23 protein-coding genes are annotated in these 26,283 nt (G+C 51.6%); 9 read left to right on the top strand and 14 right to left on the bottom strand.

Annotation, left to right across the window (positions count from 1 at the left end):
- Nucleotides 1-267: 267 nt before the first annotated feature.
- Nucleotides 268-1,899, bottom strand: a complete 1,632-nt coding sequence (locus J1G48_RS19500; protein WP_000979782.1) for a class I SAM-dependent methyltransferase — start codon at nucleotides 1,897-1,899, stop codon at nucleotides 268-270.
- 4 nt (nucleotides 1,900-1,903) lie between these two features.
- Nucleotides 1,904-2,161, bottom strand: a complete 258-nt coding sequence (locus J1G48_RS19495) for a YjhX family toxin (RefSeq protein ID WP_001054380.1) — start codon at nucleotides 2,159-2,161, stop codon at nucleotides 1,904-1,906.
- Nucleotides 2,162-2,648: 487 nt separating this feature from the next.
- On the opposite strand from J1G48_RS19495, the gene J1G48_RS19490 reads away from it, so the two are divergent.
- From J1G48_RS19490 to J1G48_RS19480, 3 genes are all read left to right on the top strand, one after another.
- Nucleotides 2,649-3,257: a DUF1062 domain-containing protein gene (locus tag J1G48_RS19490; RefSeq protein WP_000864865.1), complete on the top strand. Its 609-nt coding sequence runs from the start codon at nucleotides 2,649-2,651 to the stop codon at nucleotides 3,255-3,257.
- 351 nt (nucleotides 3,258-3,608) lie between these two features.
- Nucleotides 3,609-4,520, top strand: coding sequence for a hypothetical protein (locus J1G48_RS19485; RefSeq protein ID WP_000556772.1), 912 nt, complete (start codon nucleotides 3,609-3,611; stop codon nucleotides 4,518-4,520).
- Nucleotides 4,521-4,724: 204 nt separating this feature from the next.
- A complete protein-coding gene (locus J1G48_RS19480) occupies nucleotides 4,725-5,186 on the top strand; it encodes a DUF302 domain-containing protein (RefSeq protein WP_001676975.1) in 462 nt (153 codons plus the stop codon).
- A 16-nt stretch (nucleotides 5,187-5,202) separates the two neighbouring features.
- Here the strand turns inward: J1G48_RS19480 and J1G48_RS19475 are convergent, their stop codons facing one another.
- A complete protein-coding gene (locus J1G48_RS19475; protein ID WP_001576579.1) occupies nucleotides 5,203-5,868 on the bottom strand; it encodes a dienelactone hydrolase family protein in 666 nt (221 codons plus the stop codon).
- Nucleotides 5,869-6,217: 349 nt separating this feature from the next.
- On the opposite strand from J1G48_RS19475, the gene uxuR reads away from it, so the two are divergent.
- Nucleotides 6,218-6,991, top strand: coding sequence for a Uxu operon transcriptional regulator (uxuR, locus tag J1G48_RS19470; RefSeq protein WP_000841654.1), 774 nt, complete (start codon nucleotides 6,218-6,220; stop codon nucleotides 6,989-6,991).
- Here the strand turns inward: uxuR and trpS are convergent, their stop codons facing one another.
- The gene (gene trpS / locus J1G48_RS19465) at nucleotides 6,992-8,005 is read right to left on the bottom strand and encodes a tryptophan--tRNA ligase (protein WP_001094620.1); all 1,014 of its coding nucleotides are present in this window, start codon (nucleotides 8,003-8,005) and stop codon (nucleotides 6,992-6,994) included.
- A 717-nt stretch (nucleotides 8,006-8,722) separates the two neighbouring features.
- Here trpS and J1G48_RS19460 point away from each other — a divergent pair.
- Nucleotides 8,723-9,253 carry an Hcp family type VI secretion system effector gene (locus J1G48_RS19460; protein ID WP_000907671.1) on the top strand — a complete coding sequence of 177 codons (531 nt, stop codon included), beginning with the start codon at nucleotides 8,723-8,725 and terminating at the stop codon, nucleotides 9,251-9,253.
- A gap of 238 nt (nucleotides 9,254-9,491) precedes the next feature.
- A complete protein-coding gene (locus J1G48_RS19455) occupies nucleotides 9,492-10,226 on the top strand; it encodes an aspartate/glutamate racemase family protein (protein WP_000683252.1) in 735 nt (244 codons plus the stop codon).
- A gap of 5 nt (nucleotides 10,227-10,231) precedes the next feature.
- On the opposite strand, the gene hypT is transcribed toward J1G48_RS19455, so the two are convergent.
- From hypT to mdtM, 7 genes are all read right to left on the bottom strand, one after another.
- Nucleotides 10,232-11,140 (bottom strand): hypochlorite stress DNA-binding transcriptional regulator HypT, encoded by a 909-nt coding sequence (hypT, locus tag J1G48_RS19450; RefSeq protein WP_000383509.1) that lies wholly within the window; start codon nucleotides 11,138-11,140, stop codon nucleotides 10,232-10,234.
- A gap of 118 nt (nucleotides 11,141-11,258) precedes the next feature.
- Nucleotides 11,259-12,431, bottom strand: coding sequence for a beta-aspartyl-peptidase (gene iadA / locus J1G48_RS19445; RefSeq protein ID WP_001113059.1), 1,173 nt, complete (start codon nucleotides 12,429-12,431; stop codon nucleotides 11,259-11,261).
- Between the two features lie 12 nt (nucleotides 12,432-12,443).
- Nucleotides 12,444-12,905 carry a YjiG family protein gene (locus tag J1G48_RS19440; RefSeq protein ID WP_000211979.1) on the bottom strand — a complete coding sequence of 154 codons (462 nt, stop codon included), beginning with the start codon at nucleotides 12,903-12,905 and terminating at the stop codon, nucleotides 12,444-12,446.
- Entirely contained in the window at nucleotides 12,902-13,573 is a 672-nt protein-coding gene (locus tag J1G48_RS19435; protein ID WP_000068752.1) for a nucleoside recognition domain-containing protein, read from the bottom strand. Before J1G48_RS19435 ends, J1G48_RS19440 begins: the two co-directional genes overlap by 4 nt.
- A gap of 872 nt (nucleotides 13,574-14,445) precedes the next feature.
- Nucleotides 14,446-15,630: an MFS transporter gene (locus J1G48_RS19430; RefSeq protein ID WP_000233266.1), complete on the bottom strand. Its 1,185-nt coding sequence runs from the start codon at nucleotides 15,628-15,630 to the stop codon at nucleotides 14,446-14,448.
- 219 nt (nucleotides 15,631-15,849) lie between these two features.
- Nucleotides 15,850-17,121, bottom strand: coding sequence for a DUF445 domain-containing protein (locus tag J1G48_RS19425; protein ID WP_001033031.1), 1,272 nt, complete (start codon nucleotides 17,119-17,121; stop codon nucleotides 15,850-15,852).
- Nucleotides 17,122-17,207: 86 nt separating this feature from the next.
- Nucleotides 17,208-18,449: a multidrug efflux MFS transporter MdtM gene (mdtM, locus tag J1G48_RS19420; protein WP_001188918.1), complete on the bottom strand. Its 1,242-nt coding sequence runs from the start codon at nucleotides 18,447-18,449 to the stop codon at nucleotides 17,208-17,210.
- 478 nt (nucleotides 18,450-18,927) lie between these two features.
- On the opposite strand from mdtM, the gene J1G48_RS19415 reads away from it, so the two are divergent.
- The gene (locus J1G48_RS19415) at nucleotides 18,928-19,881 is read left to right on the top strand and encodes an Rpn family recombination-promoting nuclease/putative transposase (RefSeq protein ID WP_000749994.1); all 954 of its coding nucleotides are present in this window, start codon (nucleotides 18,928-18,930) and stop codon (nucleotides 19,879-19,881) included.
- A 180-nt stretch (nucleotides 19,882-20,061) separates the two neighbouring features.
- Nucleotides 20,062-21,432: an NAD-dependent succinate-semialdehyde dehydrogenase gene (locus tag J1G48_RS19410; protein WP_000331438.1), complete on the top strand. Its 1,371-nt coding sequence runs from the start codon at nucleotides 20,062-20,064 to the stop codon at nucleotides 21,430-21,432.
- Between the two features lie 94 nt (nucleotides 21,433-21,526).
- On the opposite strand, the gene J1G48_RS19405 is transcribed toward J1G48_RS19410, so the two are convergent.
- Complete coding sequence (locus J1G48_RS19405) at nucleotides 21,527-21,670, bottom strand: hypothetical protein (RefSeq protein WP_001752348.1); 144 nt, start codon at nucleotides 21,668-21,670, stop codon at nucleotides 21,527-21,529.
- On the opposite strand from J1G48_RS19405, the gene yjiS reads away from it, so the two are divergent.
- Entirely contained in the window at nucleotides 21,637-21,801 is a 165-nt protein-coding gene (gene yjiS / locus J1G48_RS19400) for a DUF1127 domain-containing protein YjiS (protein ID WP_000397916.1), read from the top strand. The genes J1G48_RS19405 and yjiS overlap by 34 nt on opposite strands.
- A 76-nt stretch (nucleotides 21,802-21,877) precedes the next feature.
- Here the strand turns inward: yjiS and J1G48_RS19395 are convergent, their stop codons facing one another.
- Together J1G48_RS19395 and J1G48_RS19390 are read right to left on the bottom strand one after the other, a co-directional pair.
- A complete protein-coding gene (locus tag J1G48_RS19395; protein WP_001280242.1) occupies nucleotides 21,878-22,798 on the bottom strand; it encodes a DUF5655 domain-containing protein in 921 nt (306 codons plus the stop codon).
- Between the two features lie 163 nt (nucleotides 22,799-22,961).
- Nucleotides 22,962-26,228, bottom strand: coding sequence for a type I restriction endonuclease subunit R (locus tag J1G48_RS19390; RefSeq protein WP_000550712.1), 3,267 nt, complete (start codon nucleotides 26,226-26,228; stop codon nucleotides 22,962-22,964).
- Nucleotides 26,229-26,283: the final 55 nt, after the last annotated feature.

Below are 26,283 nucleotides of genomic sequence, written 5' to 3'. Positions count from 1 at the left end.
TTGTGGCAGAAACTTAATGGCGAAATTAAGAGCCTATCCCATTAGGGCTATTTTACTTGCCATTTTGGACCTGGGCAGTGCTCAAAATCCTCACGTACTACGTGTACGCTCCGGTTTTTGCGCGCTGTCCGTGTCCAAACTGGCTGCGCCAATAACGCCTGGTGGGATAGTCTCTAAGACGATATATTCCCGCCTTGAGCCGCGTTAATTTGTTGCATACTTTTAAATGGAGGTATACCTCTTGTAGGCTATACCTCCTGCTTCACGTTATCGCGCGATTAACGCAAATACGCCCCAGCCAAAGTATTCTCGCGTCCAGGTGACGTGACGTTTGGGGGCTACCGTCAGTTCTGTTCGAACCTCCTGCGCAAACTCATCGTCAGGGTTTTCCTCCAGCCAGCGACGCATGGTCATCCACTTCGCGGCTTCATATCTGTCCCAGCCTTGCGGGTCCGCCAGCACCATTTCCACTACGTCATAGCCGAGTTGGTCGAAAAAGGCGACCAGCTCGGGCAAGGGGCGAAAATCGGCGACGGATGAGACGCCACAGGCGTGGGCGATCTCTTCCGTTGCGGGGATCTGACGCCAGTACGGTTCACCGATGAGAATGATCCCGCCAGGTTTGAGGCTTTTGGCCAGCAGATCTATTGTCCCCGCGACACCGCCCGCAATCCAGGTCGCGCCTACGCAGGCCGCCACGTCATATTTTTCCTCGTCGATATAACCGGCCGCGTCGTTATGAATAAAATGTACGTATTCACTGACGCCGAGCTCTTCTGCACGTTGTTTTGCCTGTGTGGTGAAGAGCGGGCTTATGTCAATGCCAGTACCTGTAACACCGTAATCGCGAGCCCAGGTGCAGAGCATCTCACCCGAACCGCTACCGAGATCGAGAATCCGCGTGCCTGGCTTCATGCGTAACGCATGGCCCAGTGTGGCGTACTTTTCCGCTGTAAACGGATTATGGATACGGTGTTCGCTTTCGCTAATGGTAAAAATACGTGGGATATCCATTGGGTTATTCCTTTTACTGAGGGTGATTCCCTCAGCGGGAGGGGCTTTTTCAGCCAGTAGCGCAAACAGCTTGCCTGCAAAAGTCTCGCCGACCGGCCAGGTGTGACTGTCCGGGCGCTGCAACACAGTGAAGCCAGCATCACCAAGCAGGCTGATATATTCATCATCGCGCCAGGCCTTCATTTGACTGCCGAAACGGGTGGTACAGCCGTTTTCCGCTATCGCCCAGAACTGCGTTGAGCTGGTTTGGGCCTCTTCATCCCAGGCATTTTCCGTTAACAGCAGATGAGGCTCGGCAAGAAACAGGCCGTGCGGACAACGCTGCCAGCATGGCTGCGCCATGCCCTGGCGTTTAACTTCATCGAAGGTATGCACTTCAACAAGCAGTTTGCCGTCCGGTTTCAACCACTGCGCGCAATGACTGATGAGGCTTTGCGCATCCGCAGCGCTAAAGACATTCAGTTCCCCAAACGTCATCATAATGAAATCGAAAGGTTCCGTGGGGTGGTATGTACGAATATCTTGCTGAATGTAGTCAATATTCAGGTTTGCGGCTTGCGCCTGCTGGCGAGCCCATGTGATGGATGCCGGAGAGAAATCTACGCCTGTGCAGTGAAACCCACGCTCCGCTAACAGGCGGGTATAAAAACCGGGTCCACAGCCGAGATCCAGAATGCGGGCGCCAGCGGGTAACTGACGGGTAATCCATGTTACCTGTTGCTCAATCACGGTTAGCCGGCGGCTGGCCCAGTCGTGGTCCTGTGACAGATGATTTTCCAGCATGCGTTGGCTGAAGGCTGGCTCGTCCCAGGGGATTTTGCCTTCATCGGGTAATAGCCGAATGCGATGCGTTGCAAAAATAACGGCGCTGATATCCATCATCATCTCCTTAGCGATTATCAGGCTGGGCGCGAACGTTGTTCAGCCCGGTTGTATTAATGCGGTAGGGCTGACCGTTAACGGATTTGATCAGCTTTTTGGTTTTGAGTTTTTTGAATACAGCGAGCGTGCAATCGGCGAGCAACAGCCCTTCGCGGCTATAGCACTCAACGGCGGTGACGCGGCCTGACGCATCGCGGATGTGCGTAATGCGTCCGCCTTTGGCGAGAACGTGTAAGGTACGTTGTTCCTGACGGGATAAATTCATACTGAAGAACCTGTTTAATCATCATAGGCAAAACGTGCAAACACACTGCGGTGTCCGCATTCGATTTCGGCACATTGATAATCAGTCCGGCCTGAAAAGGTCGGGGAACTGATTATCAGATGATGACATTCTCCAGCATCAAAGCCTCGGGTTGAGTTGAAAGGTATTTACGTCGTGAATGATAACACCTGATTTCTGTAAGTGAATAACCGGGAGTGAAAAGTGTGATCTCAAAGGGAGGATCATGCGTTTAGTAAGTCAGTTGAATAGATCCCGCCGCTACCATAATGAATATTGATTAAATTCATATACCCGATAATGGCCGCTTTGATAATCTCGGCGTATCTTTTTAGCCATTGACAGGGTTGTTGCGTTGGAAATCTTTTTTTAACCCACTGAAAAATATCACTTAAATATTTTTCATACATAAACATTTATGGTCCGCTGAGTTCGGATCCGGTTTTGTATGGGTTAAAAAAGGTACGTTATGAAAGTCATATGGACTGTCACTCCTGTGGGGTATCAGCGCATAGCGAAACGTTGCCCTTCATGCAGCGTAAAACGGGACTTCACGCCTTCTGGGGCATTTCGGGTTAATTCGCAAAAGAAGGTACTCGATGTCTGGAGTATCTATAAATGCACACACTGCGATTACACCTGGAATATCTCCCTGTTCTCGCGCCTGCCAGTCAGCAAAATTAACCGCGATCTTTATGGCCGACTGATGGCGAATGATGCCGCCACGGTGCAATATTTTGCTTATGACAACGCGATCCTGAAGCGAAACAATGCTGAATTATCGGGGCAGCCTGATTTTCACATTCAGGAACGGTGGCTGGTCAGTATCGCCTCCCACAAGCAGGTCAGTGTTAGCGTCAGGATTTCCCGTTCTTTTCAGGTCAGCCTGCTGTCGATTTTGAAGAAGCAACTCCTGTTAAGCGCAGCCGAAATCAAGAGACGGATTGAAACAGGGCAAATAAGTGGCGTCACGATGAAAATGCTTAAATCGCGAAAACTGAAGAATGCGAAATATGATTTGCAGCTCTCAGTTGAAACACTGTATGACCGGCGAAGGATTGTTCTGACCCGTCGATAAAAATAATAAGCTCACCTTATGTTTAAGTGTGCTGGTATGGCAACGACGCAACGGAATGAAAGAAGGATTAAGGGACAGGTGAGCTTTAGTTGAATAACGCTTGTCTGTGGCATTCAGTGAAGGCTGAATGCCATGGATAATCCAGATTTTCGCACCAGTGATGATCAGCAGAATGACAAAGGGCGATGGGCTACAATTATCTGTAGAGTAAATAAATATTCACGCAACACCATTAAAAAATAAGAAAAAATGGCTCACTGTTGAACTGATATTAATACCTGAACCACTGAATTAGAGTAATGTGGCGCTATTCATAGCGTAATTTTTTCTGTTGCGGTTACAGGGGGAGGAATGCACACCTTTAGACCATACTCACTAAGGCATAGCGATCTGTTATATGAAGATATTCCGTTAGAAATACGCGAGCAAATAATCTTATTGATTATCAATACGCTAGGAAACTGCTCCTCTTTTTATGATATGACATTATACTGCTATCATAATAGTCATTCTGACGAAGTTTATCGAAGAATATGTAAAACGTTGCGCAAAGAGTATGGCTTATTCACCTTATATGCGCATTCAACGTCATATCTGGATGAAATGAGTAATCTGTTATTAAAAACAGATGATAAAAGAAAGCATATTGATACCATTGAGCTTGCTTTTAACTATATAGATACTTACCTTCGGACCTATGAAGTTACGCTTGGGTTAGAACCGGATAAGGCGATTAGTGAATTAAACAATATATTTCATGAGCATAGTTTAAAATATCGCTATGAAAATGGTAGAATTGTAAGGCTGCGCAGAATAAAACGGCTTAAAAACATATGTTATTATTTGTACTCTCCTGGAGAGTATGGCTTTGTCGAATATGATCTTATGGAAGCGTATAATCGCCTGATACTTAATGATTTTGCCTGTGTCGTAAGGGAATGTCATGCAGCCTTCAGAAGCGTTCTTCTCAGAATTCATGAGAGAAAAGGTATCGTATATCATGAACAAGATAGTTTAAATACACTAATGGCTAATCTGATGGCGAGAGGCGTTATATCTGCTGAATATGTACATAAATTTCATTTTTTAAGTGACGTGCTGGAGTCAGAAATATTTCTGCCGATGGCGCCAGAAAAGTCGCATCATCACTACGCAATGATGCTCCGTATCTCTGAAGAGTTGGCCTGTAGTATCTATTATCTTACTGAGCGGAGTATATTTTTTCTTACCCAGCGGGCTGAAGAAGACAGTGTCGCGCCATAATAATGATCGCGCTGTCGCTCAGTCAGACTGGATCATCGTTATTTAAATTTGTTCAGACGTCGGAATTTTTTGTTCTGCCGTCTGTTTTTTTAGTGATGAGCTGTTCAGTGCAATAATAAGGGGTACAGTACGATGACTGATTTTTAAACTGCATATCATCTGTGTCGCATTTACTCATGGGTATTGGGTCAGGGAGAGAGAAGAATGAGCACTATTTTAAAGCCTTTTTTATTGGCGGTAACCCTGATGTTAATCTTAATAAGGCTTGGCTTTGCAACGGAGGATGGAGCGATAACCATGGTTAAAACCTACAGCGCTTATGACTATTTGCAGACCCGAGCGCGGTTGATGCACGCTGTCGCCGATCACGGTCTGGTGTTATTTGGGGAATTTGATCATGCCAGAGCGGCACAGAATGTTAACCTGAAAATGCCGCCGACAACGGTTCTGGTCTTTGGCAATCCTAAAGGCGGAACGCCTCTCATGCTGGCGCATCCCGAACTGGCACTGGATTTACCGTTTCGGGTGCTCATTAGCCAGCAAGCCGATGGGCGAACGTTAGTCAGTTATCATCCCGCTGAAACGCTGCAACGTTATGGTCTTGATGCCGCAGCCATACAGGCTTTGAAAAAACTGGAACAGCTCGTTGAAAAAAGTCTCCACTAAAGCTGAAAATATGGCTTCAATCGGGCGATGTGTTTGCACGAGTGATGTCGCGAATAAATGCGCTCACATCGTCCATTACCTGATGCGATAAGGCGGCATCGAAGGTGGCGCTATCAGCATCACAGAACCCGTGCCGCGCATCGTACATTTTACACCGCACCCAGGGTCGCTTTTCCAGCGTCTGTCGCATGGCGAGGGGATCAAACGCCGGCTCATAACGCGCGATAATAACCAGTGTCGGACAGAGAGGCGCAAGATGAAGGTACTGGCGTATACGGGAACCGTAATAGCAAATGACGCCATCGCATAACCCACTGGCTGCACTTAGCCATGCGAGCGTTGCGCCGACGCTATACCCTACGACGATTAGCGTCTCGTACTGCGTTCTGAGATCGTGGAGTAATGTGGTAACGACGGCGGGATCAAAGCCGACATTTGCTGAAAAGTGACGGTAAGCCTCCTCCTGCTGTTCATAGCGAAAGGGGGTATGGTGAGGAAACAGCGCGGGAATATAGATGTCGAATCCACGCGTCATCCATTCATGGCCTGCGCGTTGGATATGAGCGTTAATACCATAAATTTCATGCAGAATAATCGCTGCCCGGCGATGGCGGCTCGACAAACTGGAGGCGTTGCTTCCCCCGGATACGCCTGGGGCGAAAAACACGGTGTCTTTTATCATAACGCGTTTTTGATACAAAGAGAGCGGCTGGATTTTCGCCGATCACGCTATGTCAGAGGCATTGTTCCTGTCAATGTACAGACACATTTTATGGCCTGATTTTTGGTTGATAAATTTTATATTGGTAAACCAATATGCTGTTCATATTCAGGCATCAGGGCTAAAGGTGGAACATCAGTCGTGTATTGTCTATTGCCTTTCCTTTCATCTGGCCTCACTAGCGAAACGGGGCGCATTATTATTTTGTTGGTTGACCAGTTTCGCGTTTTTGGTGTGCTACGCGTGCTATCCCTATTTACAAATGCTATAGTCTGATACCGGGAAATCGCATCGGACGGGCACGACCAATATGAAATCAAACACTTCTCAGCAAAGACCTTACCAGGAAGTGGGCGCAATGATACGGGATCTGATTGTTCAGACGCCGTACCGCCCCGGGGAGCGCTTGCCGCCGGAAAGAGAGATCGCTGAGAGGCTCAATGTGACGCGTACCGTCGTGCGTGAAGCGCTGATCATGCTGGAAATTAAAGGTCTGGTTGAAGTCCGCCGCGGCGCCGGGATCTACGTGCTCGACAGCGCGGATAATAACGAGATGGAAGGCGCTGACGTCAATCACTGTAATGACGCCGGGCCGTTTGAACTGTTACAGGCGCGTCAGTTGCTGGAAAGCAATATCGCTGAATTTGCCGCTCTGCAGGCCACCCGCGAGGACATCATTAAAATGCGCCAGGCGTTACAACTGGAAGAGCGAGAGCTCGCCTCCAGCGCGCCGGGCGGCTCAGAAAGCGGCGATATGCAGTTTCATCTGGCCATTGCCGAAGCGACCCATAACAGTATGTTGGTAGAGCTCTTCCGTCAGTCCTGGCAATGGCGTGAAAATAATCCGATGTGGCTCCAGCTTCATAGCCATCTGGGCGATACGCTTTACCGTAAGGAGTGGCTGGTCGATCATAAGCAGATCCTCGCGGCGTTAATTAAGAAAGACGCCCGCGCAGCGAAGCTGGCGATGTGGCAGCACCTGGAAAACGTGAAGCAGCGTCTGCTGGAGTTTTCCAATGTTGATGACATCTACTTTGATGGCTATCTGTTTGAGTCATGGCCGCTGGACAACGTTGATGCCTGATTATACCTGGAATAGCGTGGGCAGGCCCAGTCCACGTTTTACTTCCTGTAGCGTCTTTTGAGTGACCTCATGCGCCCGCTCGCTACCTTTTTTCAGTAATTCCATTAGCATTCCCTTATCTGCAATAAAGGTTGCCCGTCGTTCGCGTATGGGCGCGATCAGTTCTTGCAGGCAGGTCTCCAGCTCATTTTTACAGACACGGTCGCCTAATCCGCCTTGTTGATAATGTGCTTTCATCGCCGCGACTTTGGCTTTATCCGGATGGAACGCATCCAGCCACGTAAAGACGACGTTACCTTCTATTTTTCCCGGATCGCTAATTTTTAAATGGTTGGGATCGGTGTACATCGCGCTGACCGCACGGTGGATGGTCTCTTCGCTGGCGGAAAGAAGCAGGGTATTGCCGAGCGATTTCGACATCTTGGCGCTGCCGTCAATGCCTGGCAGACGGCCCATATCGCTCAGGAGCGCCTGACAGGGTCGCAATACCGGCGAGGAGAAAAGACTATTCATCTTATGAACGATCTCATTCGTTTGCTCAATCATGGGCAATTGGTCGTCGCCAACCGGTACCATTTCGGCCTTAAAGGCGGTGATATCTGCCGCCTGGCTAATGGGATACGCCATGAACCCGACCGGCAGGGAACGGGTAAAGCCTTTTTGGGCAATCTCATTTTTTACCGTAGGATTACGCTCCACTCGGGCGACGGTAACAATATTCATATACAGCACCGTTAATTCGGCGAGGGCGGGTAACGCGGATTGCAGGCAGATCGTCGTCAGCGTGGGATCGATGCCGACGGCCAGATAGTCAGCTAACACTTGCGGAATATTATCGCGGATTTTTTGCGGATTACTGCCGTTATCGGTGAGTCCCTGCAGGTCGGCAATCAGGACATACTGTTGGTGATCCTGCTGTAGCGCGACGCGCTGGCGCAGTGAACCGACATAATGGCCGAGGTGCAGCGAGCCGGTGGGGCGATCGCCAGTCAGAATGATAGGAAGGGTGTTCATTAAGGACTCCTTTATGCTTACTGTAAAGCCGAAAGACGTCCCGAAACGCAGTAGCCGCCTTTCGGCGGCTACTTAAAGAGGGATAGTGATCCGTGCCGCCTTCAGGAAGGCAGCCACCAGCGGAGATGACGTTGCGTAGCGTTGGATCGTTTCGTGTTCATGTGATCTAACGTATCACGACTAAACGTAAGGGTAAAGCGGCTGGCGTATCGTCCGGGCATAAAGTCATATCGCCTGAACAGATAACATGTCACTGACTTTGAAACGCGATTTTATAATTTGCTGCCCAAAAATACGTGGCGCTGAAAGGCGCATTTTTGATGCAAATCATTTATTACTGTGATAACACTGCGCGCGATAAAAACATTAAATATATTCACATAGTAAATATGTTCTATTGGAATGGTTGTTTTCGATATGACAAAAGTCTAAAAAACCCATTGATGTGAAAAGGAATAAGAATTGTCTATATTCCGATTCGGTGGAATTAAGTAATTTCTCGGATAAAAATAAGAAATGATATTGATATTTCTTTTTTGATATGGTTCTTATAGCGGCTATGGTTATTCAGGAAACGATGCTTGAATGCCTGGCGTAATAGATTTCAGGTCAGTAGCGCTATTGTAAAATGGATTGTTGATGGCAGAAGGTATTTAGCAAGAATCCAGTTATAGCAGATTGTCGGTATTTAATCTGGTATACAGAGACACCAACGAAATGGCTGGAAAATGGAACGTTCTTTCATTGTTGGCGTTCCGTCCTTGTCAGCCTGCTTTGCCGCATGATAATCACGGAGGGGGGATGGACGCCATCTATTTAAAACTGGACGGTATTGAAGGCGAAAGCCGGATCAAAGGTTTTGAAAACCAAATAAAACTTATTGCTTACAACCACAACCCGACAAAACGGGAGTCCGGCGAAGCGAGAGGGACATATATTGGAGGGTTGACGCTGACAAAGCCAGTCGATCTTGCTACACCAGGCCTCTATGAGCACTATTGTAACGGGAAAACGGTGAAAGAAGGCGTGCTGACATTATGCCGTCGTGATAAGGGCGCAATGCTGCCATTTATTATTTATACGCTCACCAATGTGCGAATTTCACGCATGAGCAATCATGGCGACGCCGAAGGCAGCGCCACGGAGACCGTGGATTTGGTTTATAGCCATATTCGCTGGGATATTCCCGCATTAGCGTCGAAAAGCAAAACACGGCGGCCTCTTCACCGACAGGCGCTGTGGCGATGAGGACAAAACAAGCTTGCGGACTCGCAGTGGGCGATGCTGTATAGCGAAATGGCATTTAGCGGCTTGCGAAGGTCGATGAGCGCTCATGTAACCAATCGATTGCCTAAAAAGGCGATAACGCATGGCCCTTACACCCGTTATGATTTTTACGCATAGCCGCTAATAAAACGGCATTTTTTATATACACATCAAGTTGATAGTGTGTTTCTGACCTTGACGTAAATAAGCGGGAAAAGCGATGAAACACACCATTGGGATACTGGGGGGGATGGGACCTGCGGCAACGGCGGATATGTTGGAAAAATTTGTTGAATTGCGACATGCCAGTTGTGATCAACAACACATCCCGCTCATTGTCAGCTCTATCCCTGATATTCCCGATCGTACAGCATGTCTGTTATCCGGCGGGCCTTCGCCATACCGTTATCTGGAGCGTTATCTGCATATGCTGGAAGACGCCGGGGCGGAGTGTATCGTTATCCCATGCAACACTGCGCATTATTGGTTTGATGATTTACAGAACGTCGCGAAAGCGCGAATGATCAGCATCCTGGACGCCACCCTGGGGGATATTCCGCCATCGGCGCGGCACGTTGGTCTGCTGGCGACCAATGCGACGCTGGCGACCGGGTTATATCAAAAGAAAGCTCTGGCGCGGGGGCTGACGTTAATTCAGCCAGAAGAAGCGGGACAGGCGTTGGTAATGCAGGCTATTTATACGCTTAAACGTGGCGATAAAACTGTGGCGCAAGCGCTGCTGCTGCCGCAAATCGATAGCCTTATTGCCCGTGGCGCTCAGGCAATTATTATGGGGTGTACCGAAATTCCGCTTATTGTGGCCGGACATGAACGCGCGATAGCGTGCCCGATGATTGATTCCACAGCGTCGCTGGTGCGCGCGGCGATTCGTTGGTATGAGTCCTGGCCAGACACCCGCGCCTCTTTGACCGGGGAACAACGCCTTACCGCCTGAGGTGTTTACAGCGCGGCCTGAAGCCCACGCAGGTCGCGCCAAAATGTTTCGGCTACCTGACTCATGCGGGTATTCATGCGATAAGCATAAGCCTGAATCGGAATAACCAGTTCGTCGGCATCAAGCACTATCAGGCGTCCGTCGGTAATCTCCTGACGGATAGCATACTCGGGCAACCAGGCGATTCCGCAGCCGTCCATCGCAACCTGTTTTAACAATTCACTCATCGAAGAGACGAAAAATGTACTGAAACTCAGTTCAGCATGGCGAGTCAGAGTACGATTTATCAGCCGGCCCATATAGGAGTTCTGACTGTAATTAAGCAGGGGAAAGTGCGGCTGCTCAAGCGTATAGCGCGGCTCGCCCCGGCCATTGTTGGCGCAAACCGGAAACAGTCTCGACTCAAACAGGCGGATATTATCAAACGGCGCTTGTTGCAGGTTTTCATCGTGATAGGAAAAGATAAAATCGCTTTGCCCCTCACGTAACATATCCACCGCCTGGTCGACATCTATCGCCTCAACGGCGTAGGTAAACTGCGTCGGCATCTGCTTAACGATGGTCGGCAACAGGCCGAGGGAGAGCGAGTGGGCGGCGGCAATCTTGATTTTACGCAGCGTATAATCGCTGCCGCCGCGCAGTTCGGTCAGATTGCTTTCCAGCTGCTGTAACAGGTGGCGAACCTGAGAGTGAAAGATTTTACCCTGTTCGGAAAGCTGTAGCGGCGAGACCTGGCGGTTAAACAGTTCAACGCCCACGGCATGTTCCAGGGCGCGAATCCGCCGGCTAAAAGCGGGTTGCGATACGTTGCGGATAATGGCGGCCTGAGAGAAATTGCGGCACTTTTCCAGCGTCAGAAAATCATATAGCCATTTTGTCTCAATATTGTGCAAACCTGCTCCAGTTACATCCATTTACCGTTATCCTGTCAGTCGCCCGAAGGGGCATTCTACGTCCATTCGGGCGGCTGACAACCGCTTATCCCGTCCTCTTTCAGAATGCCGTGATGGGGCAGCCTGAAACTAGCGGGAATTACGCCGGTTCAAAGGTACCTTTTACGCAGGCTTTCCCCTCATTGACCATGCGTTTGCCGCGCGCATACACCTGCTCAATGCGTAAATCTGCGCTAAAGACAAGCAGATCCGCATCGTTACCGGGACGGATTTCGCCTTTGCCGTCCAGACTGAGGAAGGCGGCTACGCTGGTCGTCAGCGGACGCAGAGCATCGGTCAGGCTGAATCCGTAGTGGTTAACCAGCGTCTGCAACGTCTCCAGCAAACTTTCGAAGCCCGCGACGCCGATGCCCGTCAGATTTCCGGCAGCGTCAAATAGCGGCTGGCTGCCGTTGCCGTCTGAACTGAGCGTCACCCGGGAAAGCGGGACGCCGGCTTTTACCGCTCTGGCAATGCCCTCCGCCGGCGCGACGGGATCCGGGATACTGGTGGTCATGTCGATTACGCCGCCTTTAAGCGCAAACGCCAGCGCCTGCTCGAAAAGCGATTCGCTACGGTTGACGTGGGTAGGCAGCAGTTTACCGATTGGCACGTCGCTGTTTTCCAGGATGTCATACAGCGGCTGTAACCCTTTTTTGCTGCTGCCCATATGAAAAACGCTGACACCGGGTTTGCCGCCCAGCAGGCCGCCAACGCGTGATTCAGCGGCCATGCTGGCGAGTTGATTCCCGCTGGGCGCGGCGGAACGGTGGTCGGAGACTGCGCATTTCACGCCAATGACGCGGTCGATCAGCGCGACGTCTTTTTCTACCGAGCCAGTAATGGTCGGCGACGGAACGTGATAAGCGCCCGTGAGCATCCAGGCGGTGATCCCCTCCTCATTTAGCGCTCGCGTTTTGGCTAACAGCGACGCGGGATGACGGCTGACGGAGTCGGTGCCAAGCAGGCCGACGACCGTTGTTATCCCGGCTTCCGTCAGGCGGCTCAGGGAGACTTCCGGCGTCCGCGTCGTCGGCCCCGCTTCGCCGCCGCCGCCGATCAGATGAACGTGTTGGTCGATAAAGCCCGGGCACAGCATACGACCGCTAAGATTAATCACCGCACAGTCCGGTACGATATCGCCGGGGATGTCAGCGCCGACGGCAATAATTTTGCCATTCGCGAGTAGAACATCGCAGATGCCCCGGTCTTCTGGCGCAAACAGGTGCGCACCCTGTAATAAGGTAAACTCCGCGGCGGATAAATCAGGCATGATAGCTCCTTATTAAACAATAAGCTGCATGACCCAGATCGACAGCAGCGCATTGATGGCGCAGACTGCGATAATATGCGGGTAATATTTGGCGTTGACTTCGGCAGTACCGAGACAGCGGCCGACATTCTGTACCGGGTTTCCCATCAGGTAAATGGCTGGCAGTAGTACGGTAACATCGTGGCCGCTTAGCGCGCCGGCGGTAGCCAGACTGGCCGCCACGCCAACGGCGCCGCCCATACTCATCAGCGAAGCCAGAAGCACCGTAGCCGCTTCGCCGGGAAGCCCCCACAACGCCATCACGGGCTGGCAGATATGGCCTACCCAGTCGAGCAGACCGGTAATTTTCAGCGCCTGAATAATGACAAATGCCATGACCACATTGGGTAACAGGTTGGTCGTGGCGATGGTAAAACCGCGGCGTGCGCCATCGATAAACATATCCATGACATTCTTACGTACTTGAGTCGTCATGATTGGGCTCCTTGCGCAGGGTGACGGCGTTCTTCGATGTTAATCCAGACGCGCAAAAGGTTTGCGCCGATAAATTTGAATAGCAGAATGACCACCAGCGGAATGATGACTGACGTCCCCAGAAAGGCGAATACCGCAACGCCGGAGGAGAAATAGTTGGTGATAATAGCGCTGCCGCTGGTCTGCCAGGCGGCAAAAATCACTTTATCGCGTTCGGTGATTTCACCTTCCTGCGCCAGCTCTTTAGTCATACCCGCCGCGGCGTCGGTATTTTGCAGGTTGGCGATCAGCGCCAGTGAGCAAATGCCGGGAATGCCAAGCAATGGTTTCAGGATGGGCGTCATCAATTGCTGTGCCGCCCGCAGACCGCCAAGCCCATCCGTAATCGCGATGATACCCAGAGAAAGGATAACCGACGGCGCCAGCTCCAGCGCAAAAAGGAAGCCATCTTTCGCGCCCGTTCCGCCCGCGCCGCGAAAGGTCTGCGTACCGGTCACATGACCGAATGACCCGTTGAGTACGGTAAAATCAAAAACGCGCCACCAGCCTTCGCTTCCGGAAAATACGCCGGAAAAGAAAATAATGGTGAGAAAAAACGCCAGGTATCCCTTTATCCCGACCTTTTCTGTATCAAGCGGCATGGCCGCCCCGTCCACTTGTTGCGCCATAGCGATCCCCGAATTTTTTTGATGATGTGTTGGTTGTAGCCACAGGCCAAAAAGCCCGAAACAGAAAGACCTTATCAGCCATAAGGGTAAGGACAAAATGCAAGTATGTATCGTGCTATGCGTTTCTTGCATAGCAGCGCGAAAAATCACCATCCTCGCTACTGCCGGGGGCGCGGGGAACCGTGGACGGTATAACGCGAGGTAAAAAAGCAAAGAAACAGGTGTTGACGCAGGCCGGAGCTGGGAGCAGGAAAAAAGGAGAAATAAATTTGACGTTAGTCAATTTCACGCCACTTAATTATCGTTGTTAAAAAATAGGATTTTTTAACCTAAATTTTACTTTTTTACTGTAATTTTTCACGCCTTAAGAGGAATTGTCACGGTCAGGTCAGTAGCCGCTGATAGGTCAGCTTGCGCCCTAAGAATCCTACGGGCAGGTAATAAAAAACGAATAATCGAATTAATTTCATGATGTGATTTATTTATAATTGTGATGATTTGAGAGGCAGCGATAATCATCATAATGGAATATATACCCAAAATAATTCGAGTTGCTTAAAGGCTGCAAGGGAGTGAGTCCCCGGGAGCATAGATAACGATGTAACTGGAGTGAGCAACGGCCCGTCAGGGCGAGGCCCATGGATGGGCCGGGTAATCCGTAGCCAACACAGAAGCCACTTGAAGTAGGAAGGGTATATAAAATAATAGACAGATTGATAACACTAAAAACCATAGAATAAGTATAGTTTTTAGTGGCATCTTTACCTTGAAATAACGTGTTGAGGATGTGCTATTAAAAACAGATCCGCATTGCGCCGCGAATAGCATTAAAGATACAACCCGGTGCAGATAGCGCGGGTTTACTCTACCGCTTATTCACGTATCACAAACCGTTTTTGTTTTATCTGCTGCGCGGCGCTGATCAGCGCGGCAAAAAAGAGCGCCGCGGCGCCGCAAAGCGTGGCGTTGATAATTGCCGACGCGCCATTGCCTGACAGACTGGCGGCGAGCGGACCGAGAATTTGCCCAATACCATACGTTAGCGTCACCAGGCCTAATAAATTAATATTGCCCGGCGCGCTGAGCTGTCGGGCTAGCGGCATCACCAGCGAGGTTGTGCCCATAAACGTGGCGCCAAAACCAATACTGCTCAGTATTAACAGCAACAACGAGTCGCTGGCGAGAGACAGCAGCACGCAGGCGCTCTGGATCAACAGGTTCGCGGTCAGGCATGGCAGGACACCCCAATGTTTTGCCGCCCACAGCCAGCCGAAGCAGCCGGGAATGATCGCCAGGCCGACCAACGACCAAAGGTGCGCCGTGAGTAGCGGAGAGCCCGCGCTTTTCGCCATCAGCGGCAAATAGGTAGCGACAATGATGTAGCCGAATCCGGCGAAACCGTACAACAGCGCCAGTTGCCACCAGGGCATAGGCTGATTTTCGATTCTTGCTAAAGGCGCAGGCGGCAGCGCATGAGCGCGGGGGGGAATCAACATTGCCACGATTAATAGCAATATACCGGCGAGCGCCCCGGCCCCCAGCCATAGCGAATGGGCCGAAAGCGCATAATGTAAACCGCCAATGACATATTCGTTACCCAGTGCAATCCCGGCCCCGACGCCGGAAAAGAGCGCGGCGATCACAAACGGATGGCGGGTATGATGCAACACAATCATTGATCCAAAAATCATCATTCCCGCACTCGCGACGCCTGCCAGGAAGCGCACCAACATGACGACCGCGGGCTGAGTAAATATCGCCATAGACAGAATAAGAATACCGGTGGCGACCGCCGAAGCCAGCAGCATGGGGCGTAGACGAGAGGGGAGATGAAAAAGGCCAAAGGAAAACAGTAAGCTTCCCGCCAGGTACCCTGCATAATTGGCGCTGGCAATCCAGGAGAGCTGATTAAACGTTAGCTGCTTTTCCGCCAGCATTACCGGCAGCATGGGCGTATACAGAAAGCGGCCAACTCCCATCCCCAGCGTCAATACCATCATACCGAAAAGCGCCGTAAAAATGGGATGGCGAGGTGAAGCGCTCTGAGCATGAACCATGGTTTTTCTCTTTGCTAAAGTAAGGCAGGAGTGCCGGATTGTTGTTGTAAATGATAATAAAAAGTAAAATTAATGTTTCAAATTTGCAAGAAAAGAAAGTGAAGCGCAGGCGAATAACGGATTGAGAAGAGGGGCATCGGTGGGAAATGGCATTAAATTAATGCCTCCCACGTGCGGGGTTTGGCAGTTAATCTGAACGAGAATTGCGCCTTCCCCTTCTTAGATACTGAGCAGTGCCGGTATTTGCGACAGTAAATATAACACCAGACCAATAGCGCCGCCGACCAGCGTGCCGTTCACGCGGATAAACTGCAAATCTTTACCGATATTAAGCTCAATCTGCTGCGACATATCGCGCGCATCCCAGCCTTTTACGGTATCGCTGATGTGGCGCGTCAGGAAGGCGGCGAATTCCGGCGCGACGCGGTGCGCGGCCTGTTCCAGATGACCGTTAAGCGAGGCGCGTAATGCGTCGTCGGCGATCAGCGTCTCGCCAAACCATTGTCCGGCATGAGCGATGCGCTGCTTCCCCTTTGAGTCTTCGGCGTTGATATCTGTTTTTAACCACTGGCGTAGATCCGCCCAGATTTCGCCGAGATAACGGTTAAACGCCTCATCTTCCTTCAGGTAACTTTTAATGTTTTCTGCCCGGGCAGCCATTTCCGGATCATGTTTAAGTTTATCGATCAGCTTATACGTCGCACGATCGAAGGCATGACGAATCTGATGCGCGCGGTCGTGACTGATATCATCCAGCAGAGAATTTACCGCGTCGGAGACCAGTTCAGCGCTGTGTTCTCCCAGCCATTCAGTCGGCAGAATCTTCGCTTTTAACGGATGTTCGGTTTCCAGCCAGCGTATGATCTGTCTGGCGATAAATGTTCGGGAGCTGTCACGCTGTAACAGGGCGATAAGCTGGGCGATCAGCGTATCGAGTAACACCTGGTGACGATCGTTTTTGGTCATGCTTTCCAGCATCAGGGCGCTGGTGCCGGAAAGATCCACTTTATCAATCGCCTTATGTACCGCTCGCTTGAGCAGCCGCTGAATACGGGCGTCATCGGTTAGTTCCAGAAAGCCGCTCATAATTTGCAGCAGATGCTGCCCGACCCGGCTGGCGTTGTCCGGCTGGCTGAACCAGTTTCCGATAAGCAGCGCGGGTTCATGGCGGCGGATTAGCGCGATCAGCGACTGCGTATCAAGGAACTTCTCCTGTACAAATTGCCCAAGATTTTCGCCGATTCGGTCTTTGTTACGGGGAATAATCGCCGTATGTCGTGAAATAAACGGAATGGGAATGCGGCGAAACAGCGCCACCACGGCAAACCAGTCCGCCAGCGCGCCAACCATCGCCGCTTCGGCAATAGCTTTTACGCCCAGCACCCAAAAACTGGGCGGCAGGAAAAGCGTGGTTACAAACGTCGCGGCGGCTATCAGCAACAGTGAGAGCGCCAGGCGTTTGGCGCGTTTGAGTTCGGCGATTTTATTCATAGGGTTAAGGATAGAGCCAGACGGCAGGAACGTGCAAAAAACATCAGATTATCCTGTGCCGGATAAGCCTCTATCCGGCAGAGTGTTTACTTCTCAGCGGCCAGTTCTGCCGCCTCATGCTGGCGCACGCGCTGTAATAGTGTCGCCAGAGTGAAGACCACAATCACCCCGGCCACCGCTGCCAGCAGGTGAAACGGCAGTCTCCCGCCGTGAAACCACAGCCAGCGGCCAACTTCGACCGACACCGCCATCACCGTCAGAATCACCATGTTCAGCGAGGCTGAAACTGTCCCTTTTGGCAAGTTGTTGGAAAAAAGCGTGAAGCGAAACAGCGTCGGGAAAATCATGCCAATGCCGAACGCGTACAGGCTGGTGCCCAGCACAGACCAAAGCCAGACGTGCGGCAGAAGAAGATTACCGAGGAGCAATGTCGCCAGCCCGCTTAACTGGATTGGTACGGCGCGCCAGATAAAACGCGGTCGGGTCGGATCTTTCACCAGGCGCACAACGATCATATTGGCCACGATCACCGCGCCGAATACGGGCACCTGCGCCCAGGCGAATTGCGAAGTACTCATCCCGCCGGCATCGATCAGGATCACCGGCGACACCGCCACCCAGCTCATCATCGGGATGTAGCTCAACGACAGCGTCGCCGCCCCGGTGAGAAAAATCGGGTTGCGAAACACATTACGAAAATCGCGCAGTACGCTCACCGCGCTGAACGGCACCGCGCCGCGTTGCACCGTTTCTGGCATCGCCAGCAGCAGGCCGCACAATGCCAACAGTCCCATCACCGCAATAATACCGAACAGTACCTTCCAGTGAACGAAGTGCATCAGCGCGGCGCCGGAGAGCGGGCCGATAACCGGAGCGACCAGCACAATGGAGGTAATAATCGCCATCAGCTTAATGGCTTTGGTTTGACCGAAGGCCTCCTGTACCGTGACGTAGCCGACCGTTGCGATAAAGCAAATGCTGGTGCCCTGCACAAAACGGGCAACCAGAAACTGCGTCATTGAGGTCGTCAACAGCGTTGCCGCGCAGGCGAGAGTAAAAATTAATGCGCCTGCAATCAGCACTGGCCGGCGGCCAATCCTGTCGGATAGCGGCCCCAGAAGCCATTGCAACGCCATTCCTCCCGCCAGATAGAGACTGACCGAGGCCGGCGCAAGACTGACGTCAGCATTAAAATCGCGCACGACGTTAATGATGCCAGGCTGAATCAGATCCGTCGTCAGATAGGCGGCAAAATCGTACAAAATCAGCGCCATCGGGAAAAATAACGTTGTGGCGCGTTGGGAGAAAAACTGAATAATCCGTTGCATAAAAAATGCGCTCCATGTCGGAGAACCCCATGATGGGATAGCGAAACTCAATACCGTCATCGTGACGTCAGGCAGGCGATGGAAACAGCGGCTGCGGATGTACTGAATTTCATGTAATCAAAAACGCTGCCGGTGAAAACACAGACAGGAAGAGACGCGTTCTGAATCTCGTCAGAACGTGTGGCGATTACAGATAACAATCAGCACATCACACCTCGGGAAATTTACGTTGCACGGAAAATATACACATTAAGTGTAATTAAATTTTGATGTTAATCAAAAGAGTTTGTCTGGTTAATAAAGATAAAGGCAGGGCGCGCAGACTGGCATTTTGCGTGTTCAGTTCCGAAAATGCATGTGCATTACAGATAACAGGATTTATCTTCCGTCGCGCCTCGCAATGCTGAAAAGGTACGGATGAGAAAGGAATTTTCAGGAGGTAGAGTCGCAGCATCCTGGTTTGGGGTGACGGAGCGCCATGAAAAAATCGACGACCTCAACACCGCATGATGCGGTGTTTAAAACCTTTTTGCGCCACCCGGAAACCGCCCGCGATTTTATGGAGATTCATCTGCCGGTGTCGTTACGCCAGCTTTGCGACCTGCGGACGCTAAAGCTGGAGCCCGGCAGTTTTATTGAAAAAAATCTGCGAGCCTATTATTCCGATGTGCTTTGGTCGCTGAAAACGCGCGAGGGCGACGGTTATATCTATGTCGTGATTGAACATCAGAGCACGCCGGATGCGCATATGGCGTTTCGGCTGATGCGGTATGCGATGGCGGCAATGCAACAGCATCTGGATGCGGGGCATAAGCATCTTCCGCTGGTGGTGCCGATGCTGTTTTATCACGGTGTTGATAGCCCGTATCCTTTTTCGCTGTGCTGGCTGGATGAGTTTGCGAACCCGGAAGTGGCAAGAAGACTCTATGCCGCTGCCTTTCCGCTGGTCGATATTACGGTGGTATCGGATGATGACATTATGCAGCACCGCCGCATTGCGCTGCTGGAGCTCATCCAAAAACATATCCGCCAGCGGGACCTGCTGGGACTGGTTGAACGGATTGCTTCGCTGTTAGTTACTGGTTGCGCTAATGACAGGCAGCTTAAAGCGCTGTTTAATTATCTTATGATTCAGCACGGACATACGCCTCGTTTCACCACGTTTATTCGTGATGTGGTAGGGCATGTCCCGCACACTAAGGAGAGACTGATGACGCTGATAGAGAGGATCCGCGCAGCGGATCGCAGAAAAGGGGAACGGCAAGGAAGACAGGTCGGTCTGGAGGAAGGATTAGAAAAAGGGCTGGAAAAAGGTCAGCATGTTGCCGCATTGCGTATCGCCAGACAGATGCTGGCGGACGGACTTGACCGCGAGACTGTCCAGCGGTTCACCGGCCTTACGGCTGAAGAGCTTCAGGATGTTAGTCACTAACACGGTTCCAGTCTGAATGTTGCAGGCCCGGTGCCCACCGGGCAACGCTCTCTATAATTATCGTTGATAACCGCACGAATATACCGAACTTTACCGATAGCGCCAGCCATCTCTACTACCCTTATTGTTCTGAGCGGCATTTACGGCTGCCTTAATGACGATAACAAGGAGACATGTGATATGGCTTACCAGACAGTGAATCCTGCCAATAATCAGCTCATTAAAGAGTATCCCCCGCACACGGGCGCGGATATTGAAACCGCGCTGCAAAAAGCTGACGCGCTCTATCACTCCGACTGGTCCAAGGGAGAGATTGACCAACGTCTGCCGGTACTGCATAAGCTGGCTGACTTGATCGACAGCCGTGTTGAAGAACTGGCAAAAATCGCCAGCCAGGAGATGGGCAAGCTCATCGAGCAGAGCCGTGGCGAAGTCAAACTGTGTGCGCAGATCGCTCGCTATTATGCGGATAACGCGAAGCAGTTTCTTGCCCCGGTGCCTTATAAAACCGAGTTTGGCGACGCGTGGGTAGAACATCATCCGATTGGCGTCATCATGGCTGTTGAGCCGTGGAACTTCCCGTACTATCAGTTGATGCGTGTGCTGGCGCCGAACCTGGCCGCTGGTAACCCGGTGCTGGCGAAACATGCCAGCATCGTACCGCACTGCGCCGAGACATTTGCCCATCTGGTGCGTGAAGCCGGCGCGCCGGAAGGCGCATGGACCAACCTGTTTATTTCCTCCGATCAGGTGGCGAACATCATCGCCGACCCGCGCGTGCAGGGCGCGGCGCTGACCGGATCTGAAAAAGCGGGGAGCGCCGTGGCGGCACAGGCGGCGAAGCACATTAAAAAATCGACGCTGGAACTGGGCGGGAACGATGTGTTCGTCGTGCTGGACGATGCCGATCTTGAGAAAGCGGTGAAAATTGGCGTGCAGGCACGGCTCACTAATGCGGGGCAGGTATGTACGGCGGCGAAGCGCTTTATCCTGCATGAGAAAATCGCCGATCAATTCCTCAGCCAGTTCACCGAGGCGTTCAGGAAGGTGAAGGTGGGGGATCAGATGGACGCTTCTACCGAACTGGGGCCGCTGTCGTCGAAAGATGCTCTGGATACACTGACCAGACAGGTCGAGGAAGCGGTGAAAAATGGTGCGACGCTGCACGTTGGCGGCACGCCGCTGGAAAGCAAAGGCAACTTCTTTGAGCCGACCATTCTGACCAATATTACGCGTGACAACCCGGCGTACTTTGAAGAGTTCTTCGGCCCGGTGGCGCAGATGTATGTGGTGAAAGACGATGATGAGGCGGTGAAACTCGCCAACGATTCCCACTACGGCCTGGGCGGCGCAGTGTTTAGTCAGAATATCGAACGCGCTAAACGCATGGCCTCCCGGATTGAAACCGGGATGGTTTATATCAACTGGCTGACCGACACCGCAGCGGAGCTGCCGTTCGGCGGCGTTAAGCGTTCGGGCTTCGGACGCGAGCTATCGGATCTGGGGATTAAGGAGTTTGTGAACCAGAAGCTGGTAGTGGTGCGCCGCTAATCCCTGTTGCCCCTCTGAAATCGGGAGGGGCCTGGCTTTTTGCAGCGAAGGACGCAGATCTTAAATCAGAACGAAATAAGCGAACAAAACCCCCTCAATTGCCCTCCTTATTTATCCACGTTGCACTAACCGTGCTTTTTATCCCGGTATTGTTTGTACAGACATTCATGATGCCCGCATTTTCTGTTCTATGCGGAGGCTGGTATGGAATTTTACGAGAACCGCCCCAGGCAACCATTTATTGGCTTTGTGCAGCTCAGACGGGCGCTAAAAAGGTGGTGGCTGCGTAAGCGGGCCTGTCAGGCGCTGCGACGAATGAGTGATGAGCAGTTAAGGGATATTGGGTTGGAAAAGAAGGATGTGGAATAACAGATAAGAGCCAGTAAAACTGGAAAGGCTGGATAATCTTATCTTAACCTCTCCAGTAGGCGGGTATCCTGGAACGCTAATTTTCCTGCCAGGCTTTCTCGATCAGCAGTTTGGCTTTATCCAGATCGTGTTCGTTACGCACAATCAATTCGACGTCGCCGGTTCCCCAGTGGCCAATGTTTGTGACGTCCCGGCTAAATCCTTCTTCAAGCTGGATATGCTGTGGATTGATTTTCAGCCACAGGCGTAGGTGTGGGTCGGTCACGGGATAAACGGCTACGCACAGAAAGTTGCGAATGAGGCGGAAGGCGTCATAGAGCTTAAGCTCTTTAAACTGAACCTCATCACTGAGTGAGAGCACATAACTTTTTAGCTGTTCATATAATGAAAGCAGCGCGGGAGAGGCTGAAGAGAGCTGTTCGCGCTGCGTGCGGGTATGGCGTTTACCGCTGCTGACGGAACCGTTCGCGATGATGTACTGAGGGCTATTTTCGACCACGGCGTTAACCAGTTCCAGCATTAACAGGTCGTCGGCAAAAAGCTTGTAGCGGATCAGGTTGATATTGCGGTTGATTTGCTGAACGGCATGTTCGTCGTATTTATTAAAATCGGCGGCAATACAGATTAACCGTGTGCCGGACCAGTCAATGGCTTTGGCCGCGGTTTTACTTATTTTTTCCATCACCAGCAACTGAAATTCCGCTTTATGATCGAGCAGCCAGTCGAGATAAAACAGCCCCTGGTTAATGACGTTTTCATTGCTGTGGCGCTTATATTCAATAATCACCGGGCAGTTATTTTCATCGAGGCCGAGGGAATCAATTCGCCCACGATGGGTTTTACCCGTGTGGTATTCGGTCTCGAGAAAGCGGACGCCAAGGAACGTTTCCATATGGGATTCGATCAGCATTTGCAGATCTTTTTCAATGGCTGCGGCTTTGCCCGGCAGTTCTTGTACTTTCCCGCCACCGAGGCGGAAAAGCTGGATATCGCTCATGGATCCCTCCTGAATTTTCTGCGCACTATCATACGTTATGTGAAAAGAGATAAAAGCGGAAATCGGGCTTTTGGAGGTGAGATATGTTATAAGCCCGACAGCAGGTGGTTACCGGGCAGCGGGCCGTAGGTCGGATAAGCGTTAGCGCCATCCGACGCTAAAATTAATGCAGCGTATGACTATGGTGCTGCTTAAAATTCTCCGCCTGCGACAGCACGCCCATATACACATCATCATTCGCCACCGGCGGGAACTTGTGCTTGTGCAGCAGCAGGATTAGCTCCACCTTCAGCTTCGCCTTAATATCATCACGCTTGCTCCAGTCCGGATACTTCGAGGTGTTATCGACCACCGCCTTCATCTCTTTTGCCAGCGCCAGCATCTTGTCGTCCTCATAGGTAAACTGATACTTATCACGCATATGCGCCAGAATGTCGTAAAAGGCTTTCTCTTCGATATCAATACCCATCTCGGCATAGGTGCCCATCTCGGTTTTAATATCGTAGATAATATCGGTCATCTCCTGGCTGAAGTTATCAAACTCTTCACCGTTGAGGACGTCATCTTCCCGGCGCTCGTTATATTTATCCATAATGGACTGGAAACGACGGGTGAAATTGATCCCCTGAAGCTGGTTGATCTGTTTAAAGTCGCTGATGGCTTTTTCCAGCAGCTTTTGCAGCAGCTGAATTTTGGTGGCCGGCAGTTTGATCTTATTAATGCGCGCCAGATAATCATCGTCGAAAATATCGATCGACTCCGCTTTCTTGTCACCGAGGAAAAATAGCTCTTCCACGCCGTCGGCTTTCAGCGCTTCGGCGATCATCTCGCGCACGCGAGCGTTCATCTGTGTGAGGTCCGGCGCGTCGCCTTTGGTCAGCTTGAAGACGATAGAGCGCACGGCAATGTAAAAATGGATATGGTCGCGCTCGGCCTGCGACAGCGCCTCGCTGCCGCAGCAGACGTCATAGGCCGCTTTCAGCCGCTTCACCAGCCCCATAAAGCGGCGTTCCAGCTTCTGGGTGCGCATGACAAATTCTGCCGCGAAGTTCAGGCAGGCAAGCTGCGCCTGCGGCTCGCCGCTGAAATAAGGGCGGCTGTCGAATTCATGGAACACCTGCGCCAGCAGATCGAGATGATTTTTCACCTCAATGACTGACTGCTGAATATCTTCAAAGTTGGTGGCGTCAATGCGCGAATACATCGCCAGCGCCTGGTTCATCTGGCGCTTAATGCCGATATAGTCGACGACCAGCCCTTTGCTTTTGCCTTCCATCTTGCGGTTAACGCGGGAGATGGTCTGGATCAGGTTATGCTTTTGCAGCGGCTTATCGATATAAATGGTGTCCAGCTCCGGCACGTCAAAACCGGTCAGCCACATGTCCACCACGATGGCGATTTTGAAATTCGACTTCGCGTTTTTGAACTGTTTATCCAGCTCTTTGCGGTACTCTTTACTGCCCAGCAAATCGTACAGTTTCGCGTCATCGTCTTTACCGCGTGTCATCACCATCTTGACCATTTCGGACGGCGGCAGCTCTTTCTCCTCCTGCCCGGTCAGCTCAACCCCCTCCGGGGCCTGCTTAACTTCAAACCACGCGGGACGAAAGTCTTTCAACTGACGATAGAAATCCCAGGCAATCTCGCGGCTGGCGCAGACAAACATCGCTTTGCCTTTCACCGTTGAGCCTTCGGCGACACGTTTTTCATAGTGTTTCGCAAAGTCTTCCGCCAGCGCTTTCAGGCGGTCTTCATCGCCAAGAATGGCGTTCATGGTGGCGCTGGCTTTTTTGCTCTCGTCGATTTGCCACTCGTTGGTGCCCGCATTGGCGCACTCTTCGTAATACTTTTCCACCTCTTCCAGCTTACCGGCATCGAGGATGACCTTCGCGGCGCGGCCTTCGTAGACGATGCGCACGGTGATCTCATCCTGCACGGATTCAGTCATGGTGTAGCTGTCCACGATAACGCCAAAGACGTCCATCGTGGCGTCGATAGGGGTGCCGGTAAAACCAACGTAGGTGGCCCGCGGCAGCGAGTCGTGCAGATATTTGGCGAAACCGTAGGTTTTACGCACCCTGCCGCTCTCTTTATCGACGATCACTTTCTGATCGAGGTTGACCTGGCTGCGGTGCGCTTCATCGGAAATACAGATGATATTGCTGCGCTCGGAGAGCAGTTCGGTATCTTCGGTAAATTTATGGATGGTGGTCAGGAAGACGCCGCCGCTGTTGCGACCGGCCAGCTTCTCCCGCAGATCGTCGCGGCTGGTGACGGGCACCACGGTGTCGTCGCCGATATAGTTTTTGGCATTGCACATCTGCGCTGAGAGCTGATCGTCCAGATCGGTGCGGTCGGTGATCAGCACGATCGTTGGGCTGGCGAATTCGACGCTTTTCATCAGCAGGCGGGTTAAGAACTGCATGGTGTAGCTCTTGCCGCAGCCGGTTGCGCCAAAGTAGGTGCCGCCCTTGCCGTCGCCGAAAGGTTTACGCGCCCGTTCGATGCTGTAATACAGCTTGCGTGCCGCATAGTACTGCGGGTAGCGGCAGCAGATTTTCACTTCGTGTTTGGCTTTATCCGGGAAGCAGATAAAGTTTTTGATCACGTCCAGCAGGCGGACCGGGTGAAACAGCCCCTGAATCATCGAGTGCAGGGAAGGGATGCCGTTCTGCTCGCGGTTTTCATTGCCGGTGACTTTGCGCCAGGAATAGAAATACTCGTACGGCGCAAACAGGTTGCCCATGCGGTTATTGACGCCGTCGCTGATAATGCACAGCGCGTTATAGACAAACAGCTGCGGAATATCGCGGCGATAGCGGGTGCAGAGCTGTTTCCAGGCATCGCCAATATTGGCTTCCTGCTCGCGCACCGCACTTTTAAATTCAAACACTACTAACGGCAGGCCGTTGATATACAGAATGGCATCCGGGATACGCGGCTGGTTTTCTTTGCCGGTGATGGTCAGCTGATTGACGATTTTTACCCGGTTCAGCGGCTGGATAAGATGATAACTTGCCGGCGTTTCTGCGGCCTGTTGCAGCGGCACATCTTCGGTATCGAACAGTTCACGCAGCGCGGCGGGCAGATGCCGGGTGTCGAGCAGTTCGATATAGAGATCTTTCTGCTGGCGATCGTCGCGTTTAAACAGGAAACCGTTGGCCAGCCAGGCGCAGAAGGTTTTGTTGCTTTCATAGAGATCGGAGGCGGGCAGGGTGGTGAACTGTTTGATCAGCCGCTGGATCTCCTCTTCGGTGATGCCGTCGGCCTGATAGCGTGCGGCGAGGTAGTGACGAAGATCGTCTTCGATAATCACCTGATCGAGGCTGGAACGCGGCACATTATCGCCGATCAGGTGCTGATAGCCCTGATCCTGTAACAGTTCAATTATCGCCTGTTCTAACTTCGCTTCACTGAATGAGAGATGCATATCTCGCTCCGGCCCTGGCTGATTTTCTGGTAAGGGTTCCTGTAACAGAGAAAAC

The sequence above is a fragment of the Salmonella sp. SAL-020 genome (assembly GCF_017372215.1).
GTDB lineage: Bacteria > Pseudomonadota > Gammaproteobacteria > Enterobacterales > Enterobacteriaceae > Salmonella > Salmonella enterica.
Note: the sequence above shows the minus strand (reverse complement) of the source record. Positions and strands in the feature narration are given on the sequence as shown.